The organism is Rummeliibacillus pycnus (assembly GCF_002884495.1).
Taxonomy (GTDB): Bacteria; Bacillota; Bacilli; order Bacillales_A; family Planococcaceae; genus Rummeliibacillus; species Rummeliibacillus pycnus.
Window position 1 is genome coordinate 2,638,204 of sequence record NZ_KZ614145.1, and the last position, 25,620, is coordinate 2,663,823.

23 protein-coding genes and 1 riboswitch are annotated in these 25,620 nt (G+C 34.3%); of the genes, 14 read left to right on the forward strand and 9 right to left on the reverse strand.

The genetic code is table 11. The features are described 5' to 3' along the window. Positions 1 to 96: 96 nt before the first annotated feature. Complete coding sequence (locus CEF14_RS12825) at positions 97 to 1,185, reverse strand: metallophosphoesterase (protein ID WP_102693225.1); 1,089 nt, start codon at positions 1,183 to 1,185, stop codon at positions 97 to 99. A 200-nt stretch (positions 1,186 to 1,385) separates the two neighbouring features. On the opposite strand from CEF14_RS12825, the gene CEF14_RS12830 reads away from it, so the two are divergent. The 6 genes from CEF14_RS12830 (at position 1,386) to CEF14_RS12855 (ending at position 6,317) form a co-directional block, all read left to right on the forward strand. After that, positions 1,386 to 1,739 (forward strand): lmo0954 family membrane protein, encoded by a 354-nt coding sequence (locus tag CEF14_RS12830; RefSeq protein ID WP_102693226.1) that lies wholly within the window; start codon positions 1,386 to 1,388, stop codon positions 1,737 to 1,739. Positions 1,740 to 1,755: 16 nt separating this feature from the next. Next, positions 1,756 to 2,409, forward strand: coding sequence for a PspA/IM30 family protein (locus CEF14_RS12835; RefSeq protein WP_102693227.1), 654 nt, complete (start codon positions 1,756 to 1,758; stop codon positions 2,407 to 2,409). A 90-nt stretch (positions 2,410 to 2,499) separates the two neighbouring features. Next, positions 2,500 to 3,195, forward strand: coding sequence for a cell wall-active antibiotics response protein LiaF (gene liaF, locus CEF14_RS12840; protein ID WP_102693228.1), 696 nt, complete (start codon positions 2,500 to 2,502; stop codon positions 3,193 to 3,195). A gap of 200 nt (positions 3,196 to 3,395) precedes the next feature. Further along, positions 3,396 to 4,241 carry a sensor histidine kinase gene (locus CEF14_RS12845; protein WP_322788391.1) on the forward strand — a complete coding sequence of 282 codons (846 nt, stop codon included), beginning with the start codon at positions 3,396 to 3,398 and terminating at the stop codon, positions 4,239 to 4,241. Then, the gene (locus CEF14_RS12850) at positions 4,219 to 4,854 is read left to right on the forward strand and encodes a response regulator transcription factor (protein WP_102693230.1); all 636 of its coding nucleotides are present in this window, start codon (positions 4,219 to 4,221) and stop codon (positions 4,852 to 4,854) included. The genes CEF14_RS12845 and CEF14_RS12850 overlap by 23 nt, the downstream gene beginning before the upstream one ends. A gap of 167 nt (positions 4,855 to 5,021) precedes the next feature. Next, the gene (locus tag CEF14_RS12855) at positions 5,022 to 6,317 is read left to right on the forward strand and encodes a helix-turn-helix domain-containing protein (RefSeq protein ID WP_102693231.1); all 1,296 of its coding nucleotides are present in this window, start codon (positions 5,022 to 5,024) and stop codon (positions 6,315 to 6,317) included. Between the two features lie 55 nt (positions 6,318 to 6,372). Here CEF14_RS12855 and CEF14_RS12860 read toward each other — a convergent pair whose 3' ends face one another. Next, positions 6,373 to 8,571 carry a sensor histidine kinase gene (locus CEF14_RS12860; protein WP_102693232.1) on the reverse strand — a complete coding sequence of 733 codons (2,199 nt, stop codon included), beginning with the start codon at positions 8,569 to 8,571 and terminating at the stop codon, positions 6,373 to 6,375. A gap of 140 nt (positions 8,572 to 8,711) precedes the next feature. After that, positions 8,712 to 9,407 (reverse strand): response regulator transcription factor, encoded by a 696-nt coding sequence (locus CEF14_RS12865; RefSeq protein WP_102693233.1) that lies wholly within the window; start codon positions 9,405 to 9,407, stop codon positions 8,712 to 8,714. Between the two features lie 736 nt (positions 9,408 to 10,143). Between CEF14_RS12865 and CEF14_RS12870 the strand changes: the two genes are divergently transcribed. Then, positions 10,144 to 10,374 carry a MerR family transcriptional regulator gene (locus CEF14_RS12870; RefSeq protein ID WP_102693234.1) on the forward strand — a complete coding sequence of 77 codons (231 nt, stop codon included), beginning with the start codon at positions 10,144 to 10,146 and terminating at the stop codon, positions 10,372 to 10,374. A gap of 252 nt (positions 10,375 to 10,626) precedes the next feature. Here the strand turns inward: CEF14_RS12870 and CEF14_RS12875 are convergent, their stop codons facing one another. Further along, positions 10,627 to 11,613: a homoserine dehydrogenase gene (locus tag CEF14_RS12875; protein WP_102693235.1), complete on the reverse strand. Its 987-nt coding sequence runs from the start codon at positions 11,611 to 11,613 to the stop codon at positions 10,627 to 10,629. Positions 11,614 to 11,968: 355 nt separating this feature from the next. After that, a complete protein-coding gene (locus CEF14_RS12880) occupies positions 11,969 to 13,264 on the reverse strand; it encodes an O-acetylhomoserine aminocarboxypropyltransferase/cysteine synthase family protein (protein ID WP_102693236.1) in 1,296 nt (431 codons plus the stop codon). A gap of 269 nt (positions 13,265 to 13,533) precedes the next feature. Further along, a riboswitch (SAM riboswitch) is annotated at positions 13,534 to 13,647 on the reverse strand. A gap of 560 nt (positions 13,648 to 14,207) precedes the next feature. On the opposite strand from CEF14_RS12880, the gene nfsA reads away from it, so the two are divergent. Further along, entirely contained in the window at positions 14,208 to 14,939 is a 732-nt protein-coding gene (gene nfsA, locus CEF14_RS12885; RefSeq protein WP_146013882.1) for an oxygen-insensitive NADPH nitroreductase, read from the forward strand. A 96-nt stretch (positions 14,940 to 15,035) separates the two neighbouring features. Here the strand turns inward: nfsA and CEF14_RS12890 are convergent, their stop codons facing one another. Further along, entirely contained in the window at positions 15,036 to 16,724 is a 1,689-nt protein-coding gene (locus tag CEF14_RS12890) for a hypothetical protein (RefSeq protein ID WP_102693238.1), read from the reverse strand. A 135-nt stretch (positions 16,725 to 16,859) separates the two neighbouring features. Here CEF14_RS12890 and CEF14_RS12895 point away from each other — a divergent pair, with 135 nt between their 5' ends. The 6 genes from CEF14_RS12895 (at position 16,860) to CEF14_RS12920 (ending at position 22,505) form a co-directional block, all read left to right on the forward strand. Beyond that, a complete protein-coding gene (locus CEF14_RS12895; protein WP_102693239.1) occupies positions 16,860 to 17,513 on the forward strand; it encodes a lysoplasmalogenase in 654 nt (217 codons plus the stop codon). Positions 17,514 to 17,544: 31 nt separating this feature from the next. Beyond that, the gene (gene pepT, locus CEF14_RS12900; RefSeq protein WP_102693240.1) at positions 17,545 to 18,771 is read left to right on the forward strand and encodes a peptidase T; all 1,227 of its coding nucleotides are present in this window, start codon (positions 17,545 to 17,547) and stop codon (positions 18,769 to 18,771) included. A 27-nt stretch (positions 18,772 to 18,798) separates the two neighbouring features. Then, a complete protein-coding gene (locus tag CEF14_RS12905) occupies positions 18,799 to 19,770 on the forward strand; it encodes a DMT family transporter (RefSeq protein ID WP_102693241.1) in 972 nt (323 codons plus the stop codon). A 326-nt stretch (positions 19,771 to 20,096) separates the two neighbouring features. Beyond that, positions 20,097 to 20,807, forward strand: coding sequence for a Fe-S oxidoreductase (locus CEF14_RS12910; protein WP_102693242.1), 711 nt, complete (start codon positions 20,097 to 20,099; stop codon positions 20,805 to 20,807). Positions 20,808 to 20,964: 157 nt separating this feature from the next. After that, positions 20,965 to 22,251 (forward strand): Nramp family divalent metal transporter, encoded by a 1,287-nt coding sequence (locus tag CEF14_RS12915; protein WP_102693243.1) that lies wholly within the window; start codon positions 20,965 to 20,967, stop codon positions 22,249 to 22,251. Between the two features lie 47 nt (positions 22,252 to 22,298). Then, positions 22,299 to 22,505 (forward strand): hypothetical protein, encoded by a 207-nt coding sequence (locus CEF14_RS12920; RefSeq protein ID WP_102693244.1) that lies wholly within the window; start codon positions 22,299 to 22,301, stop codon positions 22,503 to 22,505. 174 nt (positions 22,506 to 22,679) lie between these two features. On the opposite strand, the gene CEF14_RS12925 is transcribed toward CEF14_RS12920, so the two are convergent. The 3 genes from CEF14_RS12925 to CEF14_RS12935 form a co-directional block, all read right to left on the reverse strand. Beyond that, positions 22,680 to 23,645: a nucleoside hydrolase gene (locus tag CEF14_RS12925; protein ID WP_102693245.1), complete on the reverse strand. Its 966-nt coding sequence runs from the start codon at positions 23,643 to 23,645 to the stop codon at positions 22,680 to 22,682. Positions 23,646 to 23,746: 101 nt separating this feature from the next. After that, complete coding sequence (locus CEF14_RS12930) at positions 23,747 to 24,427, reverse strand: N-acetyltransferase (protein ID WP_102693246.1); 681 nt, start codon at positions 24,425 to 24,427, stop codon at positions 23,747 to 23,749. 15 nt (positions 24,428 to 24,442) lie between these two features. Continuing rightward, positions 24,443 to 25,552 carry a mandelate racemase/muconate lactonizing enzyme family protein gene (locus CEF14_RS12935; protein WP_102694401.1) on the reverse strand — a complete coding sequence of 370 codons (1,110 nt, stop codon included), beginning with the start codon at positions 25,550 to 25,552 and terminating at the stop codon, positions 24,443 to 24,445. Positions 25,553 to 25,620 lie beyond the last annotated feature (68 nt).

Genomic DNA, 25,620 nt, shown 5'->3' on the forward strand with positions numbered 1-25,620 from the left:
ATTCTTATTATTTACGAATGATACTTACAAACATTCATTACTAGTAAGACTATCATAACACACTAGAAGTAGAAGCTATTTTAAAGTTTTATTAAATTAATTTGTTAGCTCTACATCAATTACCCACATTTCACTTCGACTATTTGTACGAATTGGTGGACCCCAAAAACCGAAGCCCGAAGATACCAGTAGATGTGTCGTATTTTTCAAAAGATAACCATAATCCAATTCAAAAATTCTTTTTGTAATCCACTGATTTGGCCACATTTGACCTAAATGAGTATGACCAGATAGATGAATATCTACCCCTAATTCAACTGGTGTTGTTAAATCTGATGGCGTATGATCCATAACAATCCATGGTAATCGATGCCTTACCGAAGTAGATAATTGTTCTAGAGATTTACGATTTTTATTTGTTTTGTCTTCTCTTCCTGTAACGTAAAACGAATCTGCGATACAAATTGTTTCGTCTCTTAATATAGTTACCCCTGATTTTTTCATCTCATCTATAAAAATAGGAATCTGCTTCCCATAGTATTCATGGTTTCCTAGTACACCATAAATACCATATGTAGAGGTTAACTTCTTCATCACTTCATCCATTTCATATACCTTATACCAATATGGATGATCATCTACAATATCTCCAACAAGAAAAACAATATCCGGTTTGGCAGCATTCGAACGTTCAACGAATTTTTGTAAAAGTTTTTTATTGGATAGGATCCCCAGGTGAAAATCAGAAGCAATAACCATTCGGAAATTTTCACTCTTATGTTGTGTTTTTACTTGTATGGTTTTTGTGCGAACAATTGGAGAATAAGCCATATATGAACCAAATCCAATGATTGCTACAAAAAGGACTAAAATAATATATCCTATCCACAACATATGTACTGAAGGTACAAGCCATAACAACAAGTTTGCTATTGGAAATAATAACAAACCATATTCCATTAGAATCATCCAGTAGCAACTAACAACCTTTGTAATACGAAATCGTTCATTGAGATTACTAATAACAATACTATATGCGAAGTACAACCATATAATTGAAAAAACAATTGGTGTATTCAGATGAAACGCTACCTCTAACCAATGGTAAACATTCCAACCAAGATAAAAGATAACCACATTATATAAAAGAAAAGTCGAAAAACTCACAATTACTTTTTTAAGCATACTTTGGAATCTCCTTTTTTTAATCTTATAGTCAACTTTCTGTGTAATCATTTTACATATACTGGACGAAAATCTTCAAATAATATCTAGTCTTAGATTATCTCAGCCTCTAGACCTAGACGAAAATCCATTTCAAGCCCGTTTTGGCCAATCCAGATTCTGCGTATCATAAAGGTACAAACGAAAGGAGGACGTGACCAATGAAGAAATTTGGTTTATTCATCATAGGCATTGTCGCAGGAATTACAATTTTATGTTCTTTAGGAGCTTTATCAGGATTAGCTGTTTCAGCAGCTATTTTATTTGCTGGAATCCATTTTTATGTAAAAAGCAATTCCACTTTTTCTAAAGTTGTGTGGGTTCTTGTTGCCATAGCAGGAATACTAACAGCTACTGCCAATATTCCAGGATTTATCGGATTAGCTGCAATTGCAATTTTATGGTTAATCATCGGCAGGGGGAATAACTCCGATAAAAGTAATATTTTCTTTACTCAAAAAAAGGACGACCCGTTCACTAATTTTGAAAATCAATGGCATGAACTAACAAAATAACAGGGGGATACAGCTAATGGTCAACTTATTACAACGATTAAAATATACAATTGAAGCAGATCTTCATCATCTATTCGATAAGAAAGAAGAAAAAAATCCAATCGCAATGTTAAATCAATACATTCGTGAAGCTGAAAAACAAACAGAAGAAACTGGTAAATGGTTAGAAAGACAAGCAACTCTCAAACAAAAGTTGGAAAAGGAACTTGAAGAAACAAAGAAAATGCACGATAAGCGCTCAAAACAATTAGATCTTGCCAAATTAAGTGGCGAACAAGACCTAATTGACTTTGCAGAACATGAAATTTTAGCATACGAACAACGTAGCATTGTTTTAAGAAATAGTATCGACAAAAACGCTGACGAACTATTTGGACTAGAACGTAAATATGAAGAAATGAAACACAAGATAAAAGATATGAAAGTTCGCCAATTACAACTAATGGGAAAAGAAAATGTTGTCAGAGCCCATAACCAAATGGATCATATTCTTCATCCAGAAACAACAGGTAACATTAATGACAGATTAGATACATTCGAAACAATGGAAAATTATATCGAACGACTAGGACAAAAAATAGATCATCAACATGAAGTTACCTCTATGGAAGAACGGTTAACCTTACTTGAACAAAAAACAACGAAAAAAGAAACTCAAGATTTAGCGTAATAACTAGACTTCCACAAGGCGATCGTTATACTGAAAAGGAGGAGGTTTCCCTTCTCTTTTTTGCTTTTATGTTTTAGAAGGAGGCGACCAATGACTCATTTTTCTACAAACAAAATATCAATGATGGTGATTACTGCTATCTTACTTATTTTTATAGAGGCTACGTTTTTTGAAAACGGCAGTATCATGTTTGCAATTTTCGGTGCTTTTTTCATTTATATTAGTATGCGTAAAAGACGCAAATGGCTCTTTTGGGTTGGTGTATGTTCTTTAGTCATTGCGCTAATGTCTATGTGGAGTTTACGAATTATTGTAATATCTACTTTAATTTATGTATTATGGCAAATGAAAAAAGGCGATCCAATACAAGTTTCATTTGCAAAGCCTGTATCTAACCAAACCGTTGATCAACCTATTAAAAACAAGTTTTTCTCATTTCAAAGCACACCCCTGCAATCTTATGAGTGGCAGGATGTACATATTCAAAGTTTGGTAGGAGACTTGTATATTGATACAACACAAACTGTATTACCGAAAGGTACTTCGCTGATTTCTATTCGCCAAGGGTTTGGAAAAGTTAAGATTATCGTGCCTTATGAAATACCTGTACGTCTTCATTACAATGCATTTGTTGGAGATGCAAGTTGTTTCGGGGAGATTTTTCCACGTATATGGTACGATACCATCTCTCTTCGTGATGGCTATGAATATATTGAAGATGCCAGTACGGAACTAATTATTACCGTATCAACATTTTTGGGGGATGTTGAGGTGATACGCCAATGACAAAATTTTTAACGCGAATAATGAGCATTCTCTTTTTCGAAGTGGCTATGTTAGCTTCAATTTTCTTTATCCTTTACGGTACAAAGTTCTCAAACTGGGAATATCTATGGACCACTCAATATTGGAATTTACCTATTATCATATTGTATATTTCATTACTTTTTCTTTTTAGCGTTTGTGTAGCTTCTTGGAGCCTACTATTGACACATCAAAAGGAACAACAATTCGAGCTAGCTTTACAAAATTTAATAAAAGACGACAATATTCCACATGAAACAATTGATGTAAATGCTAGTTTACAGAAACAATTAAATGCCACAAGAGAATTAATTCATACGCAGCGAAAAAGTCTTCAAAAACTAACAAATGATAAAGCCATTACTCAAGACCAAGTCATTCAAGATCGTATCATTCAAGAGAGACAACGTTTAGCACGAGAACTTCATGATTCGGTTTCCCAACAACTATTTGCTGCTTCTATGCTACTTTCAACTGTAAACGAAACAGCAGTAGATGATTTACCTAAACATACACAAAATACCCTTCTACAAACTGAACAAATCGTTCAACAAGCACAACTTGAAATGCGCGCGCTCTTACTTCACCTTCGTCCTGTGGCTTTAAAAAATAAATCATTGACGCAAGGAATGGAAGATTTACTAATTGAATTACAGCAAAAAGTATCCTTTAAGATCAAATATCGCTTAGAAGATGTTCATCTATCAAAAGGTGCTGAGGATCATTTATTCCGAATTGCTCAAGAGACCTTATCTAATACATTAAGACACGCAAAAGCAACAGAACTAGAATTACTACTAGTGGAACGAAATAAACGTGTAATTTTCCGAGTTCAAGATAATGGTGTTGGATTCAAAACAGTTGATGAAAAATCAGGTTCTTATGGTTTACACAATATTGAAGAACGGGCAGTTGAAATAGGTGGAACATGTAAAATTGTATCTGTCCCATCACAGGGTACAGTTGTTGAAGTTCAAATTCCAGTAGATAAGGAGATATCAAAGAATGATTCGAATTCTGTTAGCTGATGATCATGAAATGGTACGTATTGGTGTTTCTGCCTACTTGCAGGTACAATCTGATATGGAGGTTATTGCTGAAGCTACAAATGGAAGAGAAGCTGTCGATTTAGCACTACAACATCGACCTGATATCATATTAATGGATATGGTCATGCCCATTATGGATGGTGCTGAGGCAACTAAAATGATTATCAAACAATGGCCAGAAGCTAAAATAATGATTGTTACTAGTTTTTTAGATGACGATAAAGTATATCCTGCTTTAGAGGCTGGAGCTATTAGCTATCTGCTGAAAACAACGAATGCCAAGCAAATTGCTGAGGCTATTCGAAGCACTTTTGATGGTCAACCTATTTTAGAACCAGAAGTGACCAATAAAATGATGCAACGAATGCGTCACAAAGATCAACCACTTCACGAGGACTTAACAGAACGTGAGCACGAAGTCCTTTTACTAATGGCTCAAGGAAAAACAAACCAAGACATTGCAGATGAATTATTTATCGCTCTTAAAACTGTCAAAACACATGTAAGTAATATTCTCTCCAAATTAGAAGTACAAGATCGAACGCAAGCGGTTGTTTATGCCTTTAATCATCAACTCGTTCCAATTAATTAGATTTAACCACTCAAAAACGGGTGGTTTTTTCCATTTTATTTCCTTTTTATAATAAAAATTTCGCAAATTTGTAAATAGTCTGCGAAAAATACACCTTTCTACCGATTCAAATTTCATTAAAATCATGTAATAATTCTTAAAATAGTACAAAAGTTGAAAGGATTATCATGCGAAATATTGGGGATATTATAAAATCTGAGCGTATTAAACAACATATAACGCAAAAAGCATTGGCAGAAAATATTTGTTCAACTTCCTATTTAAGCAAGATTGAAAGTGGAAAACAAATTCCACAGGATGAAGTAAAAAACGCACTTCTACAAAAATTAGATATAAACTTAGATCATTATATAGATATAGATGAACAACAATTTATGGAAGAAAGCTATGCTGTAATTAAAAAAGTTCTTCTAAAAAATGATCCTATACTCATAAAAAATACAATAGAACATTATAAATCGATGAATCTGGAATTTAGTAAAGTTGAAAACTTCTATACTTTTAATCTAAGATTACTTCGCATGTGTCTTATGGCGAATGAACCATTAGATAAAATTAATACTATATTGAATGCTTTGACGACTATGGAAGAAAATTTGAATGATCGTCAAAAATTCCTCTACTATACAAACTGTTATTTGTATTGTTTTCGCTCTAAAAAATACAAAACAGGATTATCTTTTCTAGAAAAAGCAGGATTATTAATGTCTACAGTTAAGCTTACTAAATGGGAAAAGGCTGATTATTATTACATGTTAAGTTCTGTATACCATAAATTACATCGAACATTAAATGCAATTGAGTATGCAGAGCAAGCTATGAAACTTTATACAGAATTAGATTATCATCAACAAATGGTCAACTGCTATATAAGATTAGGGCTATCACACATCCAGAATGGCCATTATAATTGTGCACTCGAAATCTTCGACAACTGCTATGATGCCTGTATCAAATATAATTTAAAAGAAAACAACGGCCTCATTTTTCAAAATTTAGGTTATATTTATGCTTTAGAAGGCGATTCCAGAGGGGCTATTTCTTATTACAGAAAAAGTTTAGCTGTAAAAAAAGATCCAATACGTATTCTTATTTCCATTCACTCTATGGTTAAAGAATATTCAAAATTAAATAATGTTTCTAGTGTGGAGTCATGGTGCCAAAAAGGATTACAGCTAATAAAGAAGAATCATATTGAAGAAACCGCTAAAGAATTTGTTTATCATTTTAATATTTATAAAATCTTTCATCACTTGAGTGCATTTAATGAGGAACTCATTGCAGACGCTATCCATTATTTTCAACAAACACAAGACTATCAAAATGTTTATAAATATACTACATTGCTTGGCAATTTACTATGTGAACGAAACGAATATAAAAAAGCTACATTTTATTACCAAAAAGCTACTGAAGCAATGTATGCAATCCAAAATATAAAAGTATGGGAAGATTTGTCATAATATACTGAATAGACAAAAAGAGAGCTGTACCTAAATCCGGTATAGCTCTCGAACTTTAGATGATTGGCACATTGACAGTTACTTTGAATAAATCACCATCTATAGTAATATCCATCTTGCCCTCGTGCAAGTCTACAATTGATTGAGAAATGGCCAAACCAAGTCCAGACCCATCTGTATGGCGAGATGTATCAGCACGTTTAAAACGTTCAAATAACTCCTCAACATTTTGATCGCCTAGCTCATATTTCGTAATATTTTTGATTACAAATTGTGCATGTTGTTCTACTTTATTCAACGAAATATAAACTCGCGTTCCCTCTAGTGTGTATTTCAAAGCATTAATGATAAGATTATCCAACATTCTCCACCACTTTTGGCCATCAACATATGCCATTAATACTTCATCTGTTATTTGAATACGGAAATCGATTTCTGCTTTGTCCATATCTTCTTCATGTTCCCCAAGGGCTTGTTGCAACAGCTGGTTTAAATTCACTTTTTGCTTTTGTAATTCCATATTACCCGAAGCCATTTTTGAAACTTCAAACAAATCCTCAATCAGTGTTTTTAAACGCTGAGATTTTTTATCTAAAATGGCTATATAACTATTGCGCTCGTCCTCTGTTATATTTGGATTCTTCAACAAATCCGTATACGTAATAATAGAAGTAAGTGGCGTTCTTAAATCGTGACTAACATTGGTAATCAGTTCCGTTTTTAAACGTTCGCTTTTTGCTTGTTCTGATAAAGAAGTTCTAACTCCTTCACGTAGCTGATTTAAATTAGCTGCATGTTTAGCAAAAACAGATTTACCTTGGACTTTAATTTCGCTATTTAATCGTCCTTCCGCCATATCTTCTGTTTGCTTCATGATTCTATTTAAATAGCCGATACGCAATAAGAAAATAAGAACAGCTGGTAAAGCAATCGTAAAGAATAAAAAGATATAGATTAGCAATAGACCTCCATCATAAACTGCTCCAACAATGCCTACACCCGATAAAAAAACAATAATTAGAAGTGCTACTGACTGTAAACCAATACTCCTGGATAAAAACAAGTTCCGAAGATTCTGTACAACACGTAGACTAACGGAACTCTTATAGGCTATTAATCGTTTTTCTTCCGTATTCATATCTTCTATTAATAGAAAGAACTGCATCAAAACGAACCACACTAATAGGTAGAGCACCAGAATGCCAATAATTAACACAGCTATAAATGAAAATATATTCGTAAAACTTACGTGAGTTAGATGATCCGATAAGATAAGTAAATCTATGATGACGCCATAACCAGTGATAAGTAGACCCATTGCTCTTACATCAATCGGCCATTTCCTTATAACCCGTAGTATGGATATTTCCTTCTTCATTTCAAATTTCAATGGTCTATTGAAAAATAATGCAATGCTTGAAAGCAAACTTAAAATCCATATGAACACTAATAATCTTTGGCTAGATTGAAAAGTTTTATATTCATGATAGTAGTATGAATTCATGAATGCTGACTTTGAAATACGGATTTCCCCTGTATATTGATGTGTTGTATTCGGTATTGCCTCTTTTATATCAAATGAAATTTTATTATCATCTAAATTTGCAGCATAATTATTGTCAATCGTAGAAGTTTGAAATACATTTTGATTCTTTTTATATGTGTGTGTATAAACAACATCATCTTGTGAGTAATTCCCCGAAGTAAAAGTTTGACCTGTTTGTAAATCCGTTAATTCATAGGAAAAATAATCGTAGTTATTTAGAAATTCTTGTTTTTGTTCCTTTACATTTTTGTCATACTGATCTATTTCTTCTTCCTTTATCTTCACAATCTTACGGAATACATAGTCATCGTCTTCAAAGTTTTTAGTAATATCTTTTACTTTTTTGTCCCGTTCTGTGATGAGGGCTTTTTCAACTGAAGTGGACTTTGCATTTTTAGCTTCTTCTATTTTGTCTTTATATTGCTCGTTGATATTCGCAATTTGTTCACTTAAACTACCATAATAATTTCTGTATTCTTCAATTTCCGAACTTGTCACTCGAATATTCTTTTTTGCTTGTGCTGTATCTAGGGGATTTAATACAAGTGGCCCTAATCTATTGGTAAAATCATTATATTGTGATTGAAAAGTATCTGATTCAAAAAAGTTTTTGGCAAAATACTGATCACCATAATCCAAAAAGGAAAAAGCGCCAATTAAAAGCATACAGATGAAAGAAAGGAAAAGAGTGTTTTTGGATTTTCTCATATTACACTCCTCCTATCGCACGTGTCATCTGAGCAAATTTTCTTGTAAAGCTAAAATCGATTAAATGAAAAATAAATCCTAAACAGTATAGTAAACTACATATTGCAAGGATTAGTGCAATGATTGACCAAATAAAGGTACTATGCTTTTTCAATTTTGTAACCAATGCCCCACACCACCTTTAAGTATCTCGGATTCTTTGGATCCACTTCGATTTTTTCCCGTATTTTTCTTATGTGTACTGCGACGATATTCTCCGCATTGTAAGCCGGTTCATTCCATACACGTTCGTAAATTTCTGAAATAGAGAAAACTCGCCCCGCATTTGTAATTAGTAACTCCGTAATGTTATATTCAATTTTTGTTAACTTTACTGGTTCACCATCTAGCAACAATTCTTTCGCATCTGGATCAAGCGATAGTCCTCCAACTTCAACTTTCCCCTGCTGCTCATTATAAGTTCCTAATTTAACGTAACGCCTTAGTTGTGATTTCACTCGAGCCATTAGCTCTAAAGGATGAAAAGGTTTCGTTACATAATCATCCGCACCAATGGATAATCCATGGATTTTATCTGTATCCTCTGCCTTTGCACTTAGCATAATAATTGGAATATTACGCTCTTCTCTGATTTTAAATGTTGTTTGAATACCATTTAGCTCTGGCATCATAATGTCTAAAATAATTAAATGCACTTCTTGTTCCATTAATTGTTCAAGTGCTTCCAAACCATTCGCAGCTTTTAGTACATTGTATCCTTCATTTTTTAGATAGATTTCTATACCATCTCGTATATCTTGATCGTCATCTGTTACTAATACGGTATATGACGACATTTGTCACACCTCATTTCAATGGTTTTTTATGATTATTACTTTACAGATCAAATCTTAAAAAGTAGTGATGATAAAAATGAAGAAATTCTTAAGATTTTTTATGATAATTCCTATTTTACAGGATTACTCAAATTTTTTAGAAAGTTATCCACAAAAAAACTGTTTTGAAAGCCTTTACTGACTTATAAAACAGTTTGTCCACAGATTATTAAACTCTAGGTTCTATTTAGTTACCCATGCACGTCTCTAATCTAAAGCGATAGATAATTACAATCACACATTGAGAATGTTATTGCCACATCCGGTAACGCTTCTCTTTATCCATTAATGACTTACCCACATGTGTATAAGTTCAGAATGCTATTTCTGCACATGAGGCTAAACTTATCCCCATCACATTAACAGTTCTTGTCCTTTATTGATAAAAAGTAAGTACATAACCTAAGATTGATAATCCGGGGCCTATTCCCCATGCGAGACGGTCTTTTTAAGTAACTAGATACCATTTATTAAAAAGGTATGTGCTGTACCAACTGTTCCCCATAAAGTAGCCGTTAAAAGCACCAAAATGTATGAAAACAGATTCATATCGTCATCTTTTTCTACCCCAATGGCGAAATAAAAATTACTTTTTTTATAAATAATCCTCTACCATCCATTCAATATACCATATATTTTAGAAAGTTGAGGACTGACTTTTCTTTTATTATAATGAAGCAAAAGGAGGCCTTACGCTATGTACAAAACAGTTGCGGATACAGCAAAAGATATTTCAATGCCGGAACATCAAGTGATGCGTTATATTTTAGAAGGCCGCATTCGTGCCGTACATGACGGTAAACAATTTTTAATTAGTAGTGATCAATTCGATCGATACCACGAGCAGCTTGAAAGAATAAAAGAGGAAATTGAAATATGGAAAAATACACCGATTCCTGAGGATATTGATATTAAAGATGAAGACTAATTTAGCAAATCAGGGAACTAATCCCCTATTTTCTTCTTTACCTTTGAATCTAGAAGCATGGGTTTTGCTTTTCATAAGTGTAGATTAAAACAAAGATGGACATCTATAAGTAACGAGCGTTATCCATAGATGTCCTTACTTTATTCAATTATTTAAATTTTTTTCATCTTTTTTCTTTGAAAGCTATTAACATGCACGTATGTAGCTAATTATTTTATTTGAAGGATCTCTTAACGTGCTCTCAAAGAAACATTAAATTGATACTACTGCAGGTGCTTTTACTAGCATATCAGCATAGTCTTCTACCATTACGCTTGCAGTGGGGAACATACCTGCCCCTGGACCAACTAAAGTGAGGGTTCCGATATAGTTTGTATCTAGTGCCACAGCATTGTTTACACCTTCTATTGAATACAATGGATGCTCTGGACCTACTAATTGAGGGCCAACTGTTGCAATTATTTTACCTGTAGCTTGATCACGACGGACATCAGCAACATGGCGATAACGTAATCCTTTTGTTTTTGCATCCTCCACTTGCTCTGCTGTGATTTCAGTAATACCCGCTACATCCACTTCATCCCAATTTGGTTGTTCTCCAAATGCCAAAGCACTTAAAATCATTAATTTGCGGAACGGATCTTGACCAGAGATATCATTGTATGGGTCAGCTTCTGCATAACCCAAACGTTGGGCATCTTGTAACGCCTCATCAAATGGCATACCTTCACTACGCATTTGAGTTAAGATGTAGTTTGAAGTACCGTTTAAGATTCCTTGAATATGACTTACTTCATTTACCCGTAGTATATTTTGCATTGTTTTGATTACCGGTACCCCACCGGCTACTGTAGCTTCGTATCCAACCTGTACGCCATATTTCTTTGCTTTATCTTGTAAAGCTAAACCGTGTTTTGAGAACATCACTTTATTTGCTGTAATAATGTTGATCCCTTTTTCAATTGCCTGAGATAAATATTTGAATGCAGGTTCTTCCCCCACAATTGCTTCAAAAACAACTTCTAAGTTTGGAATTGCTAAAATATCTTCGAACTTATCTGTTAGTAATTCTTTTGGTGCATGTGGACGTGGTTTGTTCACATTACTTACAAGAATTTTAGCGATTTCAATATCTACACCTAAAGTGCTCTTAAAATGCTTTCGCTTTTCATTGACAATACGATAAATACCTTGGCCCACTGTGCCAAATCCTAGAATTGCTACCTTCACTGTTGTCATATTCTCGCCTCCAAAATTTTTTCTTCCTTATATTTAGAATTACGTAATCTCAATTCACCATACGCATTCATGTAATTTTTTTATGACATAGACAGGTAACCCTGTTCATCTATAAAAATTCTAAATTATTGAACTTATTGATGATTTTAGACTACATACAGACAGATTACAAGAAAAATCTCTCTGAGAAGGACAAATGTTTTTTCTGGGAGGTCATGAAAATCGCTTACATCGTTGATTTGATGGAATTTTCCGATTTTCAAAAACGCAAAAAAATTTCGTCACATTTAAGAAAAGAAAAGAGTGAGCGCTATGCATGCGTCACTCTTCTATATTCTTTTATTTGAAAACCTTCTTATTTTGTAGCTGTGGGTGTATTTACTTTTGCAAATGCTGCATCTAATGCATCAATGATATCTTCTGCTGCCTCTAGACCAATTGAAAGACGCACTAATTCTTCTGGCACTCCTGCTTTTTTCAATTCTTCTGCATTTAATTGTTGATGTGTAGTAGATGCTGGATGGATAATTAATGAACGAGCATCCCCTACATTTGCTACATGGCAGAATAGTTCAATATTATCGATCAACTGACGTCCAGCATCGCGACCGCCTTTAATCCCAAATGTGAGTACTGAGCCATAGCCATTTTTTAAGTATTTTTTTGCATTAGCAGCAAATCGACTATCATCAAATCCATTGTAATGTACCCATTCTACTTGGTTATTTTCTCGAAGATATTCCGCTACTTTTCGAGCATTTTCATTATGATATGGTACCCGTAAATGTAACGTTTCCAATCCTTGTAATAATTGGAATGCTGCATCTGCACTCAATGTTGGGCCAAAGTCGCGTAATAATTGAACACGTAAACGCGTAGCAAAAGCTGCTTCTGCAGTATCAATACCGTATCGCAAACCGTGATAAGAAGCATCTGGCTCTGTATAATCTGGGAATTTACCGCGAGTCCAGTCAAATTTTCCTGCATCAACAACTACTCCCGCAATTGTTGTTCCATGACCGCCAATCCATTTTGTTGCAGAATGTACGACGATATCTGCACCGAATTCAATTGGGTTGCATCCAATCGGTGAAGCAAATGTATTATCGATTATTAACGGAATTTCATGTTTATGTGCAATTTCAGCCAATACCTCAATATCAACAATTGAAAGGCTTGGATTACCAATCGTTTCAGCATAAATTGCCTTGGTATTTTCTTGAATAGCTGCTTCAAATTCATTTGGATTTGTTTCATCAACAAATGTTGTTGTAATACCATAGCGAGGCAATGTATTTGCAAATAGATTGTATGTTCCACCATAAATACTAGCTGCTGAAACAATATGGTCACCTGAACGTACAATGTTCAAAATAGAAAATGCAATAGCTGCCATCCCTGAAGATAGAGCAACTGCTGCTGTACCGCCTTCTAATAATGCAATACGTTTTTCAAAAACATCTACTGTTGGGTTCATAATACGAGAATAGATATTACCAGGCTCTTCTAGTGCAAATAATCTTCGTGCATGTTCAGAATCATTAAATTTATATGCTGTTGTGCGATACACTGGTACTGTAATTGCTCCTGTTGTTGGGTCTGGCGTTTGACCACCACGTACTGCTAAAGTCTCTTTACGTAATTCTGTCATTTTAATTCCTCCTAAAAAGTTATAAGTTATAGATGGAAAACGGAGGTGTGTTAAAGGGTTTCAGTACTATAAGGCTATATGAATGGATATTGTTGACATATGATCTAAAGTGCCAGCACGCTCAGTGTACAAACCATGTTCATACGCTTTATGTAAGGCATGCTTGCACAATAGCTATTTCTTAAATATCAACAATCCAATTTAACAGCGCCTAATAAAAAGAAAAACCCTTCTTCACGTAAGAAGAGGGTTTAATTAGCATTATCCTCCCCTTATCTTTCAGATCTTATTAAGATCTGTAGGAATTAGCACCGTAGCAAGTTTAGAAACTTACTGGTTGCTGGGCATCGTAGGGCCTATCCCTCCGCCGCTCTTGATAAAGGTTATTAGTATCTGTTCCATCTTGTTGACGTAAGTATAGAAGATTCTTAGAATAATTGTCAATGTTTTTTTCTGAATTTTTAATTATTTTTGAAAATGACTTTATCTGTAATTAATTTATAATGACATAAATAAGTACAATTAATTTTCCATCTCTAACATCCCGATCTTACTTAATTTCAACATTTCGGATGTATATCTTTATTACTTTTTACAAATAAAATTTTTCTGCTATTTCCATAATATCTCTACAATAAAGCGATTACTATCTGAATAATTCAGTTGATATTAAAAGGAAATCGAAATAAGCCAGATCAACAAAAAGAAAGCGAATTTTATTTAAAATAAATCAACTCTTGTAACGCTGTATTAGTAATTAATACATATTATCAAAAACACTTTTTCAATAAAAATTTTACAAAACAGATTCAATTCGTATTCGTATTTTGAAACTCTAATAAACTTGTTCGGTTGAAAATCTTTTGACCTCCTTATGACTAGTCACTTTCAATAAAATCCCGTATAGTGAAAATGATACCGAATTGAAAAAGGAGCTGACATTATGGTTAAAGAACTATTACGTAGTCATACATCTGTTCGAAAATATACAGGTGAAATAATTCCAAAAGAAGTCGTGAGAGATTTAATTGAAACTGCTCAAATGGCTGCTTCATCACATTTTATCCAAGCATATAGTGTTATTTGGGTTACAGATAAAGAAAAACAACAACAACTTGGTGAACTATCCAATAATGCTTTCCAATTCCAAACTGCAGGTGCAACTTTCTTATTCTGTGTGGATTTTAAACGCTTGCAAGTCGCTGGTAAAAAACAAGGAATTGAAATTGTAGCCGATTCTGCTGAAAATGTCCTAGCAGGTGTGGCAGATGTATCTCTTTTTGCACAAAACTTTGTTATTGCAGCAGAAGCAGAAGGCTACGGTATTTGTTATATCGGCGGTGCTCGTAATAATCCAGAGAAAATTAGTGAATTATTCAATCTGCCTGATTACGTCTTCCCGCTATTTGCAATGACAATCGGTAAGCCTACAAAACGGAACGAAACAAAACCACGTTTACCTTTAGATGCCGTACTGCATGAAAATAGCTACGATGTCGAAAAATATGATCATCTACTAGATGATTACGATGCTACATTAGAAAAATACTACGCAAGTCGTTCTTCAAATCAAAAAATGGCCAATTGGACAAAACAAATGGCCGACTTCCTAATCGAACAACGTCGTCCTTTTATAAAAGATTTCTTAGCTAAGAAAGGATTCAGTTGGAAATAATAGGGTGTATCCAATTTAAATTGATACTCCCAAGAACATGCATAAAAATAGAGCCAATGAAAAAAATGTTTTCATTGGCTCTTTTATCTACTCAAACTACTTCTCTTCTATTCCTTTAATGGTGATTTCTTTAACCGGTAAGAAAATATCGTTGGAATTCACGTATTTCACTTCTACTTGATCACCTTCTTTTAGATACACTGCCAGAGGTGCAGCTTCAGAGCTAACAATATAGTTTTCTTTATTGTCTAATAAAAATGAAATGGTTGTGTAATCCCCATTCTTCTCTTTATATACACGAACTACTTTACCTTTAGCTGTTTTTTCTTCATTGGAAGAACTGCTATTTAAAGAACTATTCCCTGATCGATTAATAATGGTTTTATATTGTCTTAATGCTTCGTTTGGTGTTGCAGCAGAAACAGAGAGTTCAGGATTTGCTGCTGAGACAATTGAATAGTTTTGCAAGAAACCATTGGAATCAAGCACTGGTACTAACCAACTTGCTTCACCATAGAAATTGTAGATTATAGGCATAGAAGCTTGCCATTTTTTCTCGATAAATTTTTTCTCTATTATTTGAATGGCACCTTGTGAATCCATATAAGCTTCGTTTTTATTACCTGAATAGTAAGTAGCTTGACCTGTACGTGCATTAGTCAATGAATAACCAAGCATCGAATCTACACCCTTTTTGGGACTCGTAAAATCTGTAAAGTAATACATTACACCGTTTTCATCGAATACAGGACTAACATTTGCTTCTGTTCCTTCATCAGAAGGCAGTTTCATATCTTTTTTCCCAATAATACTATTCCAATAACCATGAACGTATTTACCAAAATACTCATTTTGAAGGCTGACCGCTTCTGGAGAAATAGCGCCATCGATAAATTCAGGTACATCTTTTAATGCGTAAGTTTTTGAAGCACCTGTTTTCGCATCAACCATAACAATTCCCTCTGGGTCAAACCCATTACGTCCTGAGATAAACTTACCATATGTACGAATATAATATGGTTTTCCATGATCATCTACTTCTAATTGTGCATCTCCATAAAATATTGCTTTCGTGTTTGCTAATCTCATATGACGCTCTACATTGTTATTTAAATAGGCTGAGGTAGTATACACCATTGGTGATTTTACAAATTTCGGATTGTCTGATGAGTTTGTTGCACTCATCATTAAATAACCCGGCGATTCTTTTCCCTTCAACCATTTAAAGAAATCTGAAAATTCAACTGGTGCAATATAAACATATTCACCATTTACTTTTTGAATTTGAAGATTCCCTAATTCATAGTAGCTTGTGTTTGGCACTTGGCTAAAAGCCTTCTTCATTTTGTTTCGTGCAAATTTAGGTGGTACACTTGCGGGTGTTTTTGTATCATCAAATGGCTTAATTTCAACTTTTTTTGACATCTCTGCAGATTGGTATTTTTGATTTGCATTAAAAAACGGAGCTGATAAAAGATACACACCAAAAATAATGCTTGCAAGCGTTATAAATCCTTTCATCTTTCTTTCGATTCCGTTAGATAATAATGTTCCAATTAACGCCATCACAAATACTTCTACCCACAACTGAGACCAATTTTGGTCTATCTTTGTTATATAAAAAATAATTGCGGTAATTGCAAACACCAGTAGAAACATTGCTATACCAAATTGAATTTTAAATTTAGTCTTAAAGTCACCGTCGGACGTTTTACCTGTAAACGGCATAATCAGAAATGTAGCTACAATTGCAACAATTGCTGACATGATAAAAGTCGTTGTCATACTTACTCATCCTTTCTCATATTAAGATACGAATGATTCCATAGAAAGTTTCGTAGAATTTTGCTGATCAATGATTGAAAGAACTAGATTTGGGTATAAATGTATTGAAAAATATTTTGAAAAGGAAGTGTATGTATGAAAATAATACATCTTATTACACTCATAATTTTCTTTTCTGTTCTTTATATTTTCTTCATACCTGAACAATCCTTTTTACTGAAAATTTTGTTTAAAATTATTCCCATCATCTTAATGCTTACTCTCATCTATTTACAGCGTGATTTAAACAATCCACTATTTTCAAAATGGCTTCTTATAGGATTATTATTCTGCATGTTTGGAGATGCCACTCTACACTGGTTTTTATTGGGGTTATCTTTCTTTCTAATTGGTCATATCTGCTATATTGTTGCATTTTTTCAGGTAAAAGTGAAAACAATAAATCCCTATATTGCAATATCATTATTGGCATATGGGATGGTAATGGTTGCATGGATTGCTGGTAATATTTTTAGAACTGGTAATTATGGACTGGGGATAGCGGTTTGCTGCTATATTGCGGTTATTTTAACAATGGGATGGTCTGCTTTTCAAACGTATTCACCATTTATTATTCTTGGTGCCCTTTCTTTTATTTTCTCAGACTCCATTTTAGCTATGGATATGTTTATAACAGATATTCCTACGGCTCATATTCTGATCATGACTAGTTACTATAGTGCCCAACTTTTATTTACCTTGAGCACGCTAAAATATTCCGTAGCTCGAAAGAAAGTGTTAGAATTATGACAATGCTTTAAATATAAGGAGGATTCTAATAATGAAAGAAACAGTAATCGAACGATTAGTTCGCTACACTAAAATTGATACACAATCTAACGAAGCAAGCCAAACAACACCTTCTACAAAAAAACAATGGGATTTACTACGTGTATTAGAAACTGAATTGAAAGAAATCGGTATGGAGGAAATCGAAGTAGACGAAAATGGCTATTTATTTGCAACTTTACCTGCAAATTCTGATAAAGAATTACCAACAATCGGATTTTTAGCTCATGTTGATACAGCAACTGACTACACAGGTACAAATGTAAATCCACAACGCCATGACAATTATGATGGTGGCGATATCCAACTAAATCCTGAAGTTGTCTTATCTCCAACAAATTCACCAGAATTAGCTAACTATATTGGTCAAACATTGATTACTACAGATGGTACTACATTACTTGGTGCAGATGACAAAGCAGGAATCGTAGAAATTATGACTGCTATGGAATACTTGATTAATCATCCTGAAGTAAAGCACGGCAAAATCCGTGTAGGCTTTACCCCAGATGAAGAAATCGGTCGTGGACCTCATAAATTTGACGTGGAACGTTTCAATGCAGATTATGCATACACAATGGATGGTGGTCCACTAGGGGAACTACAATACGAAAGTTTTAACGCAGCAAGTGCTAAAGTAACAACTCATGGTGTTAGCGTTCATCCAGGTTCTGCAAAGGGCAAAATGGTTAATGCAATTACAATGGCCATTAAATTCCAAGAAATGCTGCCAAAAGAAGCGGTTCCAGAATTAACAGAAGATCATGAAGGATTTATCCACCTTATGAGCTTCAATGGTGAAATTGAAAAAGCTAGTCTTTCTTACATTATCCGTGATCATGATCGTAAAGCCTTCGAAGCAAAAAAAGCATTAATGAAAGAAGCTGAAAAAGCAATTAAATCAGAATTTGGCGAAGAGGCAATCACAGTTGAACTTTCTGATCAATATTACAACATGGCAGAAAAAATCCTCCCTGTAAAAGAAATTGTTGACATTGCACAAAAAGCTATGGAAAATTTAGATATCAAGCCTCTAATTTTACCAATTCGCGGCGGTACAGATGGTTCTCAACTGTCATATATGGGACTTCCAACACCTAATATCTTCGCTGGTGGCGAAAATATGCATGGTAAATATGAATATGTTTCAGCTGAAACTATGGTGAAAGCAACTGAAGTAATCATTGAAATCGTTCAATTGTTTGAGCAAAAAGCTTAGTGAATGAATCGATAGGCAGGTGACATTGTGAAAGAAATTGCACTTGGAATATTAGCATCATTATTCTTTGCCGTAACATTTATTTTAAATCATTCGATGGAACTTGAAGGTGGAAGTTGGTTGTGGAGTTCATCCTTACGTTATCTCTTCATGCTCCCCTTCTTGCTCATAATTGTCTCATCACGTAAAGGACTTACTGCAGTGGTACAAGAGATAAAAACTCAGCCAAAAGATTGGCTTCTTTGGAGCTTTGTTGGTTTTGTACTCTTTTATGCTCCTCTTACTTTTGCTGCTGCATACGGTCCTGGTTGGCTCGTATCAGGAACTTGGCAGTTTACCATTGTAGCAGGGGTGTTACTTGCTCCATTCTTTGTTCAATATGTTGAGGGGAAAGCCATTCGACAAAAAGTACCACTCATTTCTTTACTTATTTCGAGTATTATTTTAGTCGGCATTATCTTAATACAAATTCCAAGTGCAAAAAGTGTTTCCTTGGAAAGCTTACTATTTGGAATCTTTCCTGTAATTATTGCGGCTTTTGCGTATCCACTTGGAAACCGCAAAATGATGGATATTTGTGATGGTCGTCTAGATACATTTCAACGAGTACTTGGTATGACAATAGCATCTTTGCCAGGCTGGATTATCTTAGCAATTTATGCACTTGCAACTGTAGGGCTTCCTTCTATTAGCCAAATGGTTCAGTCATTAATTGTTGGTATTAGCTCAGGTGTTATTGCTACTGTGCTATTCTTTATCGCAACTGATCGCGTGCATAACGACCAAGGCAAACTCGCGGCTGTTGAAGCAACACAATCTACAGAAATCCTATTTGTGATTGTCGGTGAAATGTTACTTCTAGGCATTCCACTTCCACAGTCACTTGCTCTCTTTGGTATAGCCACTATTATTGTTGGAATGTCATTACATAGCTATTACACTTCATTATTGAAGAAAAAAAGTAATATCATTTTGCAAACTCAGGAAAAGATAGAATGAAAGACAAATAGATTATGAAGGTGCCCTATTCTGGGGCATCTTTTTATTATTTGTATAACAAAAAACGATAAGATTAATAAAATCTTATCGCCCAGTCTTATCGAATATTCCTAAATTTTTGAGGGGGTTTTAGGAATTTTTGTTTAGCTAATTTTTGGAGAAAAGTAGCTTTTTTAATATCTCCTGCTCTACATTGAGTTTTAGAGGAGTTTTATTTCTCTATATGACAATGATAATCATTATCAATTAAAATGTCAATACTTATTCTACATTGTTTTTTGAAAATTACATCAGTAATTGTATAGTAATAACTAAGAGGTGATGATATGAGTTCTTTATCAAGAGATCAACTACAACAATTACAATCCTATAGTATCTATGTAGATTACTCAGGTAATACTATATTTAATCTGCAGCAATTACATAATAATGAGTTTTTACCTGATTTTTTAACGCTTATAAAAGCAATAAGTAATGTAGAATCCGATACAATCGCATTGTCTTATTTTACACGTCGTTATGGTATGTTTGTTGCTATGCAATTTTATATGCTAACTATGTATGACGAAGTATGGGATGGTACTTTAGATCATTTAAAATTTGGTGTTAAAAAAGAATTTGGAAACAACGCATTATGTATGTTTACACTTTCTTCAGACTGGAAAATGATTGATGAAGAAGAACGAAAAACTACTTTTAAAAAAATTTTAGAGCAACAATGTCATACAATTTTTGCTCAGCTTCGAAAGATTACATCGGTTTCCCCTAAAATGCTTTGGGAAAATGTCTTTGGTTATTTGTTATGGCATTTGCATGTACTACTTTCAAATCCAGGTACATGTGAACAAGCGCAAATGGATCTTACACTCTTAGAAGATGACTCTTTATGGTCTTCATTCGCAAATCAGTCCTATTTTAAAAAATATACAGGTGGAGAGCATCCTTCAAAGCTCATCAATATACCTGTTCGGAAGACTTGCTGTTTTTCAAAAGATATCCCCGGATGGATGCAATGCGGATATTGTCCATTGAAATAGCCAATTCTTTTCGAAAAAAGTGTGTGCTATAGCCTATAAAGAAAATAAAAGAATATGAATCTAATATCTTTACTTTTCAGAACAATTGAAGTACACTAAAACTTTCCTTCAGGAAACTTTATTTCAGGAATAACACTTTTGGGAACGGAGGAAAAACATGAGTAAAATTTATAAAGAAAAACAAATCTCAAGGTTACAATATCCAACAGCTCAAGATGTTCTAACTGGTAAAGTGCATGGGATAAGAAGTATTCTCCCCTTCTTGGGACCGGCATTTATCGCTGCCGTAGCCTATATTGATCCAGGAAATTTTGCCACGAATATTACTGCTGGATCTCAGTATGGGTATTTACTATTATGGGTTATTGCCTTTTCAAATTTAATGGCCGTTTTAATCCAATCATTATCTGCAAAGCTAGGTATCGCTACAGGAAAAAATTTACCTGAGGTGGCACGAGAAAACTTCTCAAAAAAAACAGCTATCTTTTTATGGATTCAATCAGAACTTGTTATTATGGCAACTGACTTAGCAGAATTTATCGGTGCTGCACTTGGTTTATATTTATTATTCGATATTCCTATGCTACCTGCAGCACTAATAACAGCTGTTGGCTCATTTGCTATATTAGAGCTTCAACGTCGTGGCGTACGGGCATTTGAAGCTGGGATTTCTGCTATGGTCATGATGGTTGTTTTGGCATTTGCATTCCAAACATTTTTGGCACATCCAGCCGCTACTGATATTGCTACAGGCTTTATTCCTAAATTTGAGGATGTCAACTCTATACTCCTTGCTACTGGGATTTTAGGTGCAACTGTTATGCCACATGCCATATACTTACACTCTTCTTTGACACAACATCGAGTTGTAGGTAACAATGACGAAGAAAAGCGGAAAATTTTTAAATTTGAATTCATTGACATTGTTATTGCCATGATTATTGCAGGTGCGATCAATATGAGTATGTTAGTGATCGCAGCCGCTGTGTTCCATTCAAAGGGTATGAATGTCGAAGATTTAGATGTCGCTTTCCATTCTTTCCATGATATGATTGGTCCAATGGCATCTGTCTCATTTGGTTTAGGATTATTAATTGCTGGCCTTGCAAGTTCATCAGTAGGTACTTTATCTGGTGATGTTGTGATGCAAGGGTTTATCAATAAACATATTCCGATTTATATACGTCGTGCCATTACAATGATTCCTCCTCTATTAATCATCGCTTTTGGAGCAAATGCTACAAAAGCACTTGTTTGGAGTCAGGTTATTTTATCTTTTGGAATTGCCTTTGCCTTAATTCCACTGATTATGTTTACTAGTAATAAGAAAATTATGGGTTGTCTTGTCAATCATAAATTAACAACCATCGTTGGATGGATTGTTGCAACAATTGTTATATTTTTAAATTTATATCTCCTTTATCAAACTGCTGTTGGTGTATAATATTATTCGATAAACGCACACTACTCTTTAAAAAGGAGTGTGTTGTTATGAAGAAGGATTCATTACCTAAAGACAAAAAGATATTCGCAGATCTACCCTATCAAAGTCGACCTGATATGTTAGATTCAGAAAACATTAGCATTTATGATTTACACGAAGATATGCATACAGTAGATCCAATTCCTGTTTCTAAACAAACCGAAGATTTAGAGTCCGAAGCAAAAGATGATAAATATGATGGTAAATGGACTTAGAAAAAAGCTGTAGACAAACATGAGTTTCTTCAAGTTTATCTACATTTTCCCTGTTTTTTCACCTAATAAGTAATAGGTTGGTACTATTTAAAATAAATCCATTCATATCAATAAAAGACATTCAGATGAGATTATCTGAATGTCTTTTTGTCGATAAAAAGAAGATATCAAAATCTATTTACTTAAAAGTTTTTCACCAACTGTTGTACATGCTTCAAAGAAAAGCTTTACATAGCCTTCTCGATTAACGCTATGTAATACTTTGGCATTTGGTTCGTGACCGGTTTTACGTGTATAATCCACAATTGTAGAACCAGCAGTTAATCGACCTTCTAGCTCTACCTCTACATAATAGTCATCACCTTCAAATAGTTCGGGTGCTACTAACACTGCAACTGCACAAACATCATGAACCCTAATTTGTTCTTCGAAATGTGGTGCGTGGAATGGAGTCTGTGTTTGTGTAAATGTATAGAATTTCATCATATCTGCTGCTTTTTCAGCAAATGGTGTACCTAGTGTGCGAAGTTCTGCCATTTCTTCTCGAGTGATATACGCTTTATGTGTTACATCTAAACCACTCATTATAATTGGAACACCTGAACGAAAAACAAGCTCTGCAGCATGCGGATCAACATAGGCATTAAATTCTGCTGTAGTTGACATATTCCCTCCCACAGCTGCTCCACCCATCCATGAAATAAGTTTAATTTTAGGTTTTATTTCAGGATGTGCAAGTAATAACGCACCTATATTCGTTAATGGACCTGTTGCAACAATAATTACGGGTTCATCACTAGCTAATAAAGTTTCATATATAGCTGTAATCGCTGGACGTTGACTCTCTTTCAAAATTGGATCAGCCCATTTTACATTTCCTAATCCGCCTTCACCATGAATATCTTCTGCCACTTCTAAAGTACGAAAAATGGGATGCTCTAACCCTCTAGCTACTTCAACATCCTGCCCTATATATGTTAAAAAGCTCAAAGCATTATATGTTGTTTTATCAGTTGATAAATTTCCTGCTTCTGTAGTAACTAGTTTAATATCTAATTCTGGACGTGAGAATGCTAAAGCAAGCATCATTGCATCATCAATTCCCGGATCACAGTCAATGATAACTGGGGTTTTATTCATTATTCACACTCCTCATACTGGCTTTCCTCTTTGATTAAGTATCGTTGTTATTGTATCTTATCTGGAAGAATTATTCTTTTAAAGAAAAACACAAATCTTTATTATTTTCTATACGTGACGTACCACTGTTCGTTTTGTTCAAACATATCTGTTCCAACAAAACCTTTTTTTAACAATTGCTGTTGTCCCGTAATATCGCTCATTAATAAGAGTCGAGCTTCTGTAAATGTTGGTTTTTCACCATTAAGCTCTTTATAGAAAATATAGCGAAGTTTGTTACCGTATTTTTCCTTTAATCCCGCAACTACCATTCCTTGTGCAAATTTATCTTTCAAACTTGGTATATTCAATGGTTTTACGGTTGCACAAATATAATCAAAACGACTTAAATCGATTTGTTTCATAATAATTTGTGCCATTGTTTTCTGTAAGCCATAACCACGATAACGTGGAGAAACATTGGATATCTCTTGATATAACACTCTAGGGAGTTTTTGTTCTGGAATACCGCAATCTCTTCCTAAATGTTCGTCATCAATCATTGGCTCAAGTAATGCTCGGAATGCAATTAGCTCATCTGCTACAAATACACCAATCATTAAACCATGGCCAGTTAAAATATAGCTAAATTCTTCATCACTAAGTGGTTGTAATGTATTTGCATCAGGCAGTGCAGCGATAACTTCAGACTGTAGTTTTCTAAGTTGAGGCACTTGCTCTCGCGTTAAAATTTTAACAGTGTATAGTGTTTCACCAAGGAAACCTTGCGCAATATTATCCATTATTTTACTTCCCTTCTAACGAACAATGCATGATTTGTGGCAAAGTTCTTGTATTACATTTTCATCAACATCAATGCCTAACCCTGGTCGCTCATTTAAGCAAATAAATGGAACATCATAGTGAAGATTACCAACATCTTTTGAGAATTTAAGAGGTCCTGTTAATTCCACGCTTTTCATAATTTTTTTCGAAAATGCAACGTGGAATCCTGCAGCTGAACCGATTGATGATTCAACCATCGATCCTACTTGGCACTCAATGCCAGCCATTTCTGCCATATTTGCTAGCTTCATAGCAGGGTAAATACCTCCACATTTCATCAATTTAATATTTACTTTATCTGCAGCACGTTTTGCGATAATTTCACGCATTTCTTTGGCACCATGTAAACCTTCATCAATCATCAAGGTTACGTCTGTTTTTGACTTTACTTCAACCATTGCATCTAGATCATCTGCATCCACTGGTTGCTCTAACCAATCTAAATTGACATTACGTAATGCTCGTAAACCTTTTAAAGTAGTAGCAGCATTATGCCACCCTTGGTTAACGTCTACACGAATATCGATATCATCACCAACTTTTTCACGCACTGCTTGAATTCTCTCTACATCTTTCATCACTTCAGTACCGACTTTCATTTTGAAAGAGCGATACCCCATTGCAACACGTTCTGCAGCTTCATTTGCCATTTTATCAGGAGATCCAATGCTTAAAACATGAGTAATTGGGAACTTTTCGTGATAACGACCTCCGATTAGTTGATAAACAGGGACATGTAACTTTTTCCCTGCTATATCGAAACATGCAATATCAATAGCAGCCTTAGCTGCCGGCACTTGATAAACAGTTTTATCCATTAATTCGTGAATTTTTTCAAAACTTAGAGGATCTTGTCCTAATACTGTTGGTGCCAGTTGATGCTTTAACACCCTATAAGTACTTTCCCAAGTTTCACCCGTTACATGTTCGTCCGGTACAGCTTCACCGTAGCCAACAATACCTTCATCTGTTGATACTTTCACAATAATAGAAGGCATTGTATCATAAGTGTCGTAACTAATAATAAACGGCTCGATTAAAGGTAAATTGATTGCAAAAATTTCTATTTCAGTTATTTTCAACATTTTTCACTCTTTTCTTTACAAAATGATTTTCTATTGATATAGTTGTCGTTAAATAGTCGCTATTA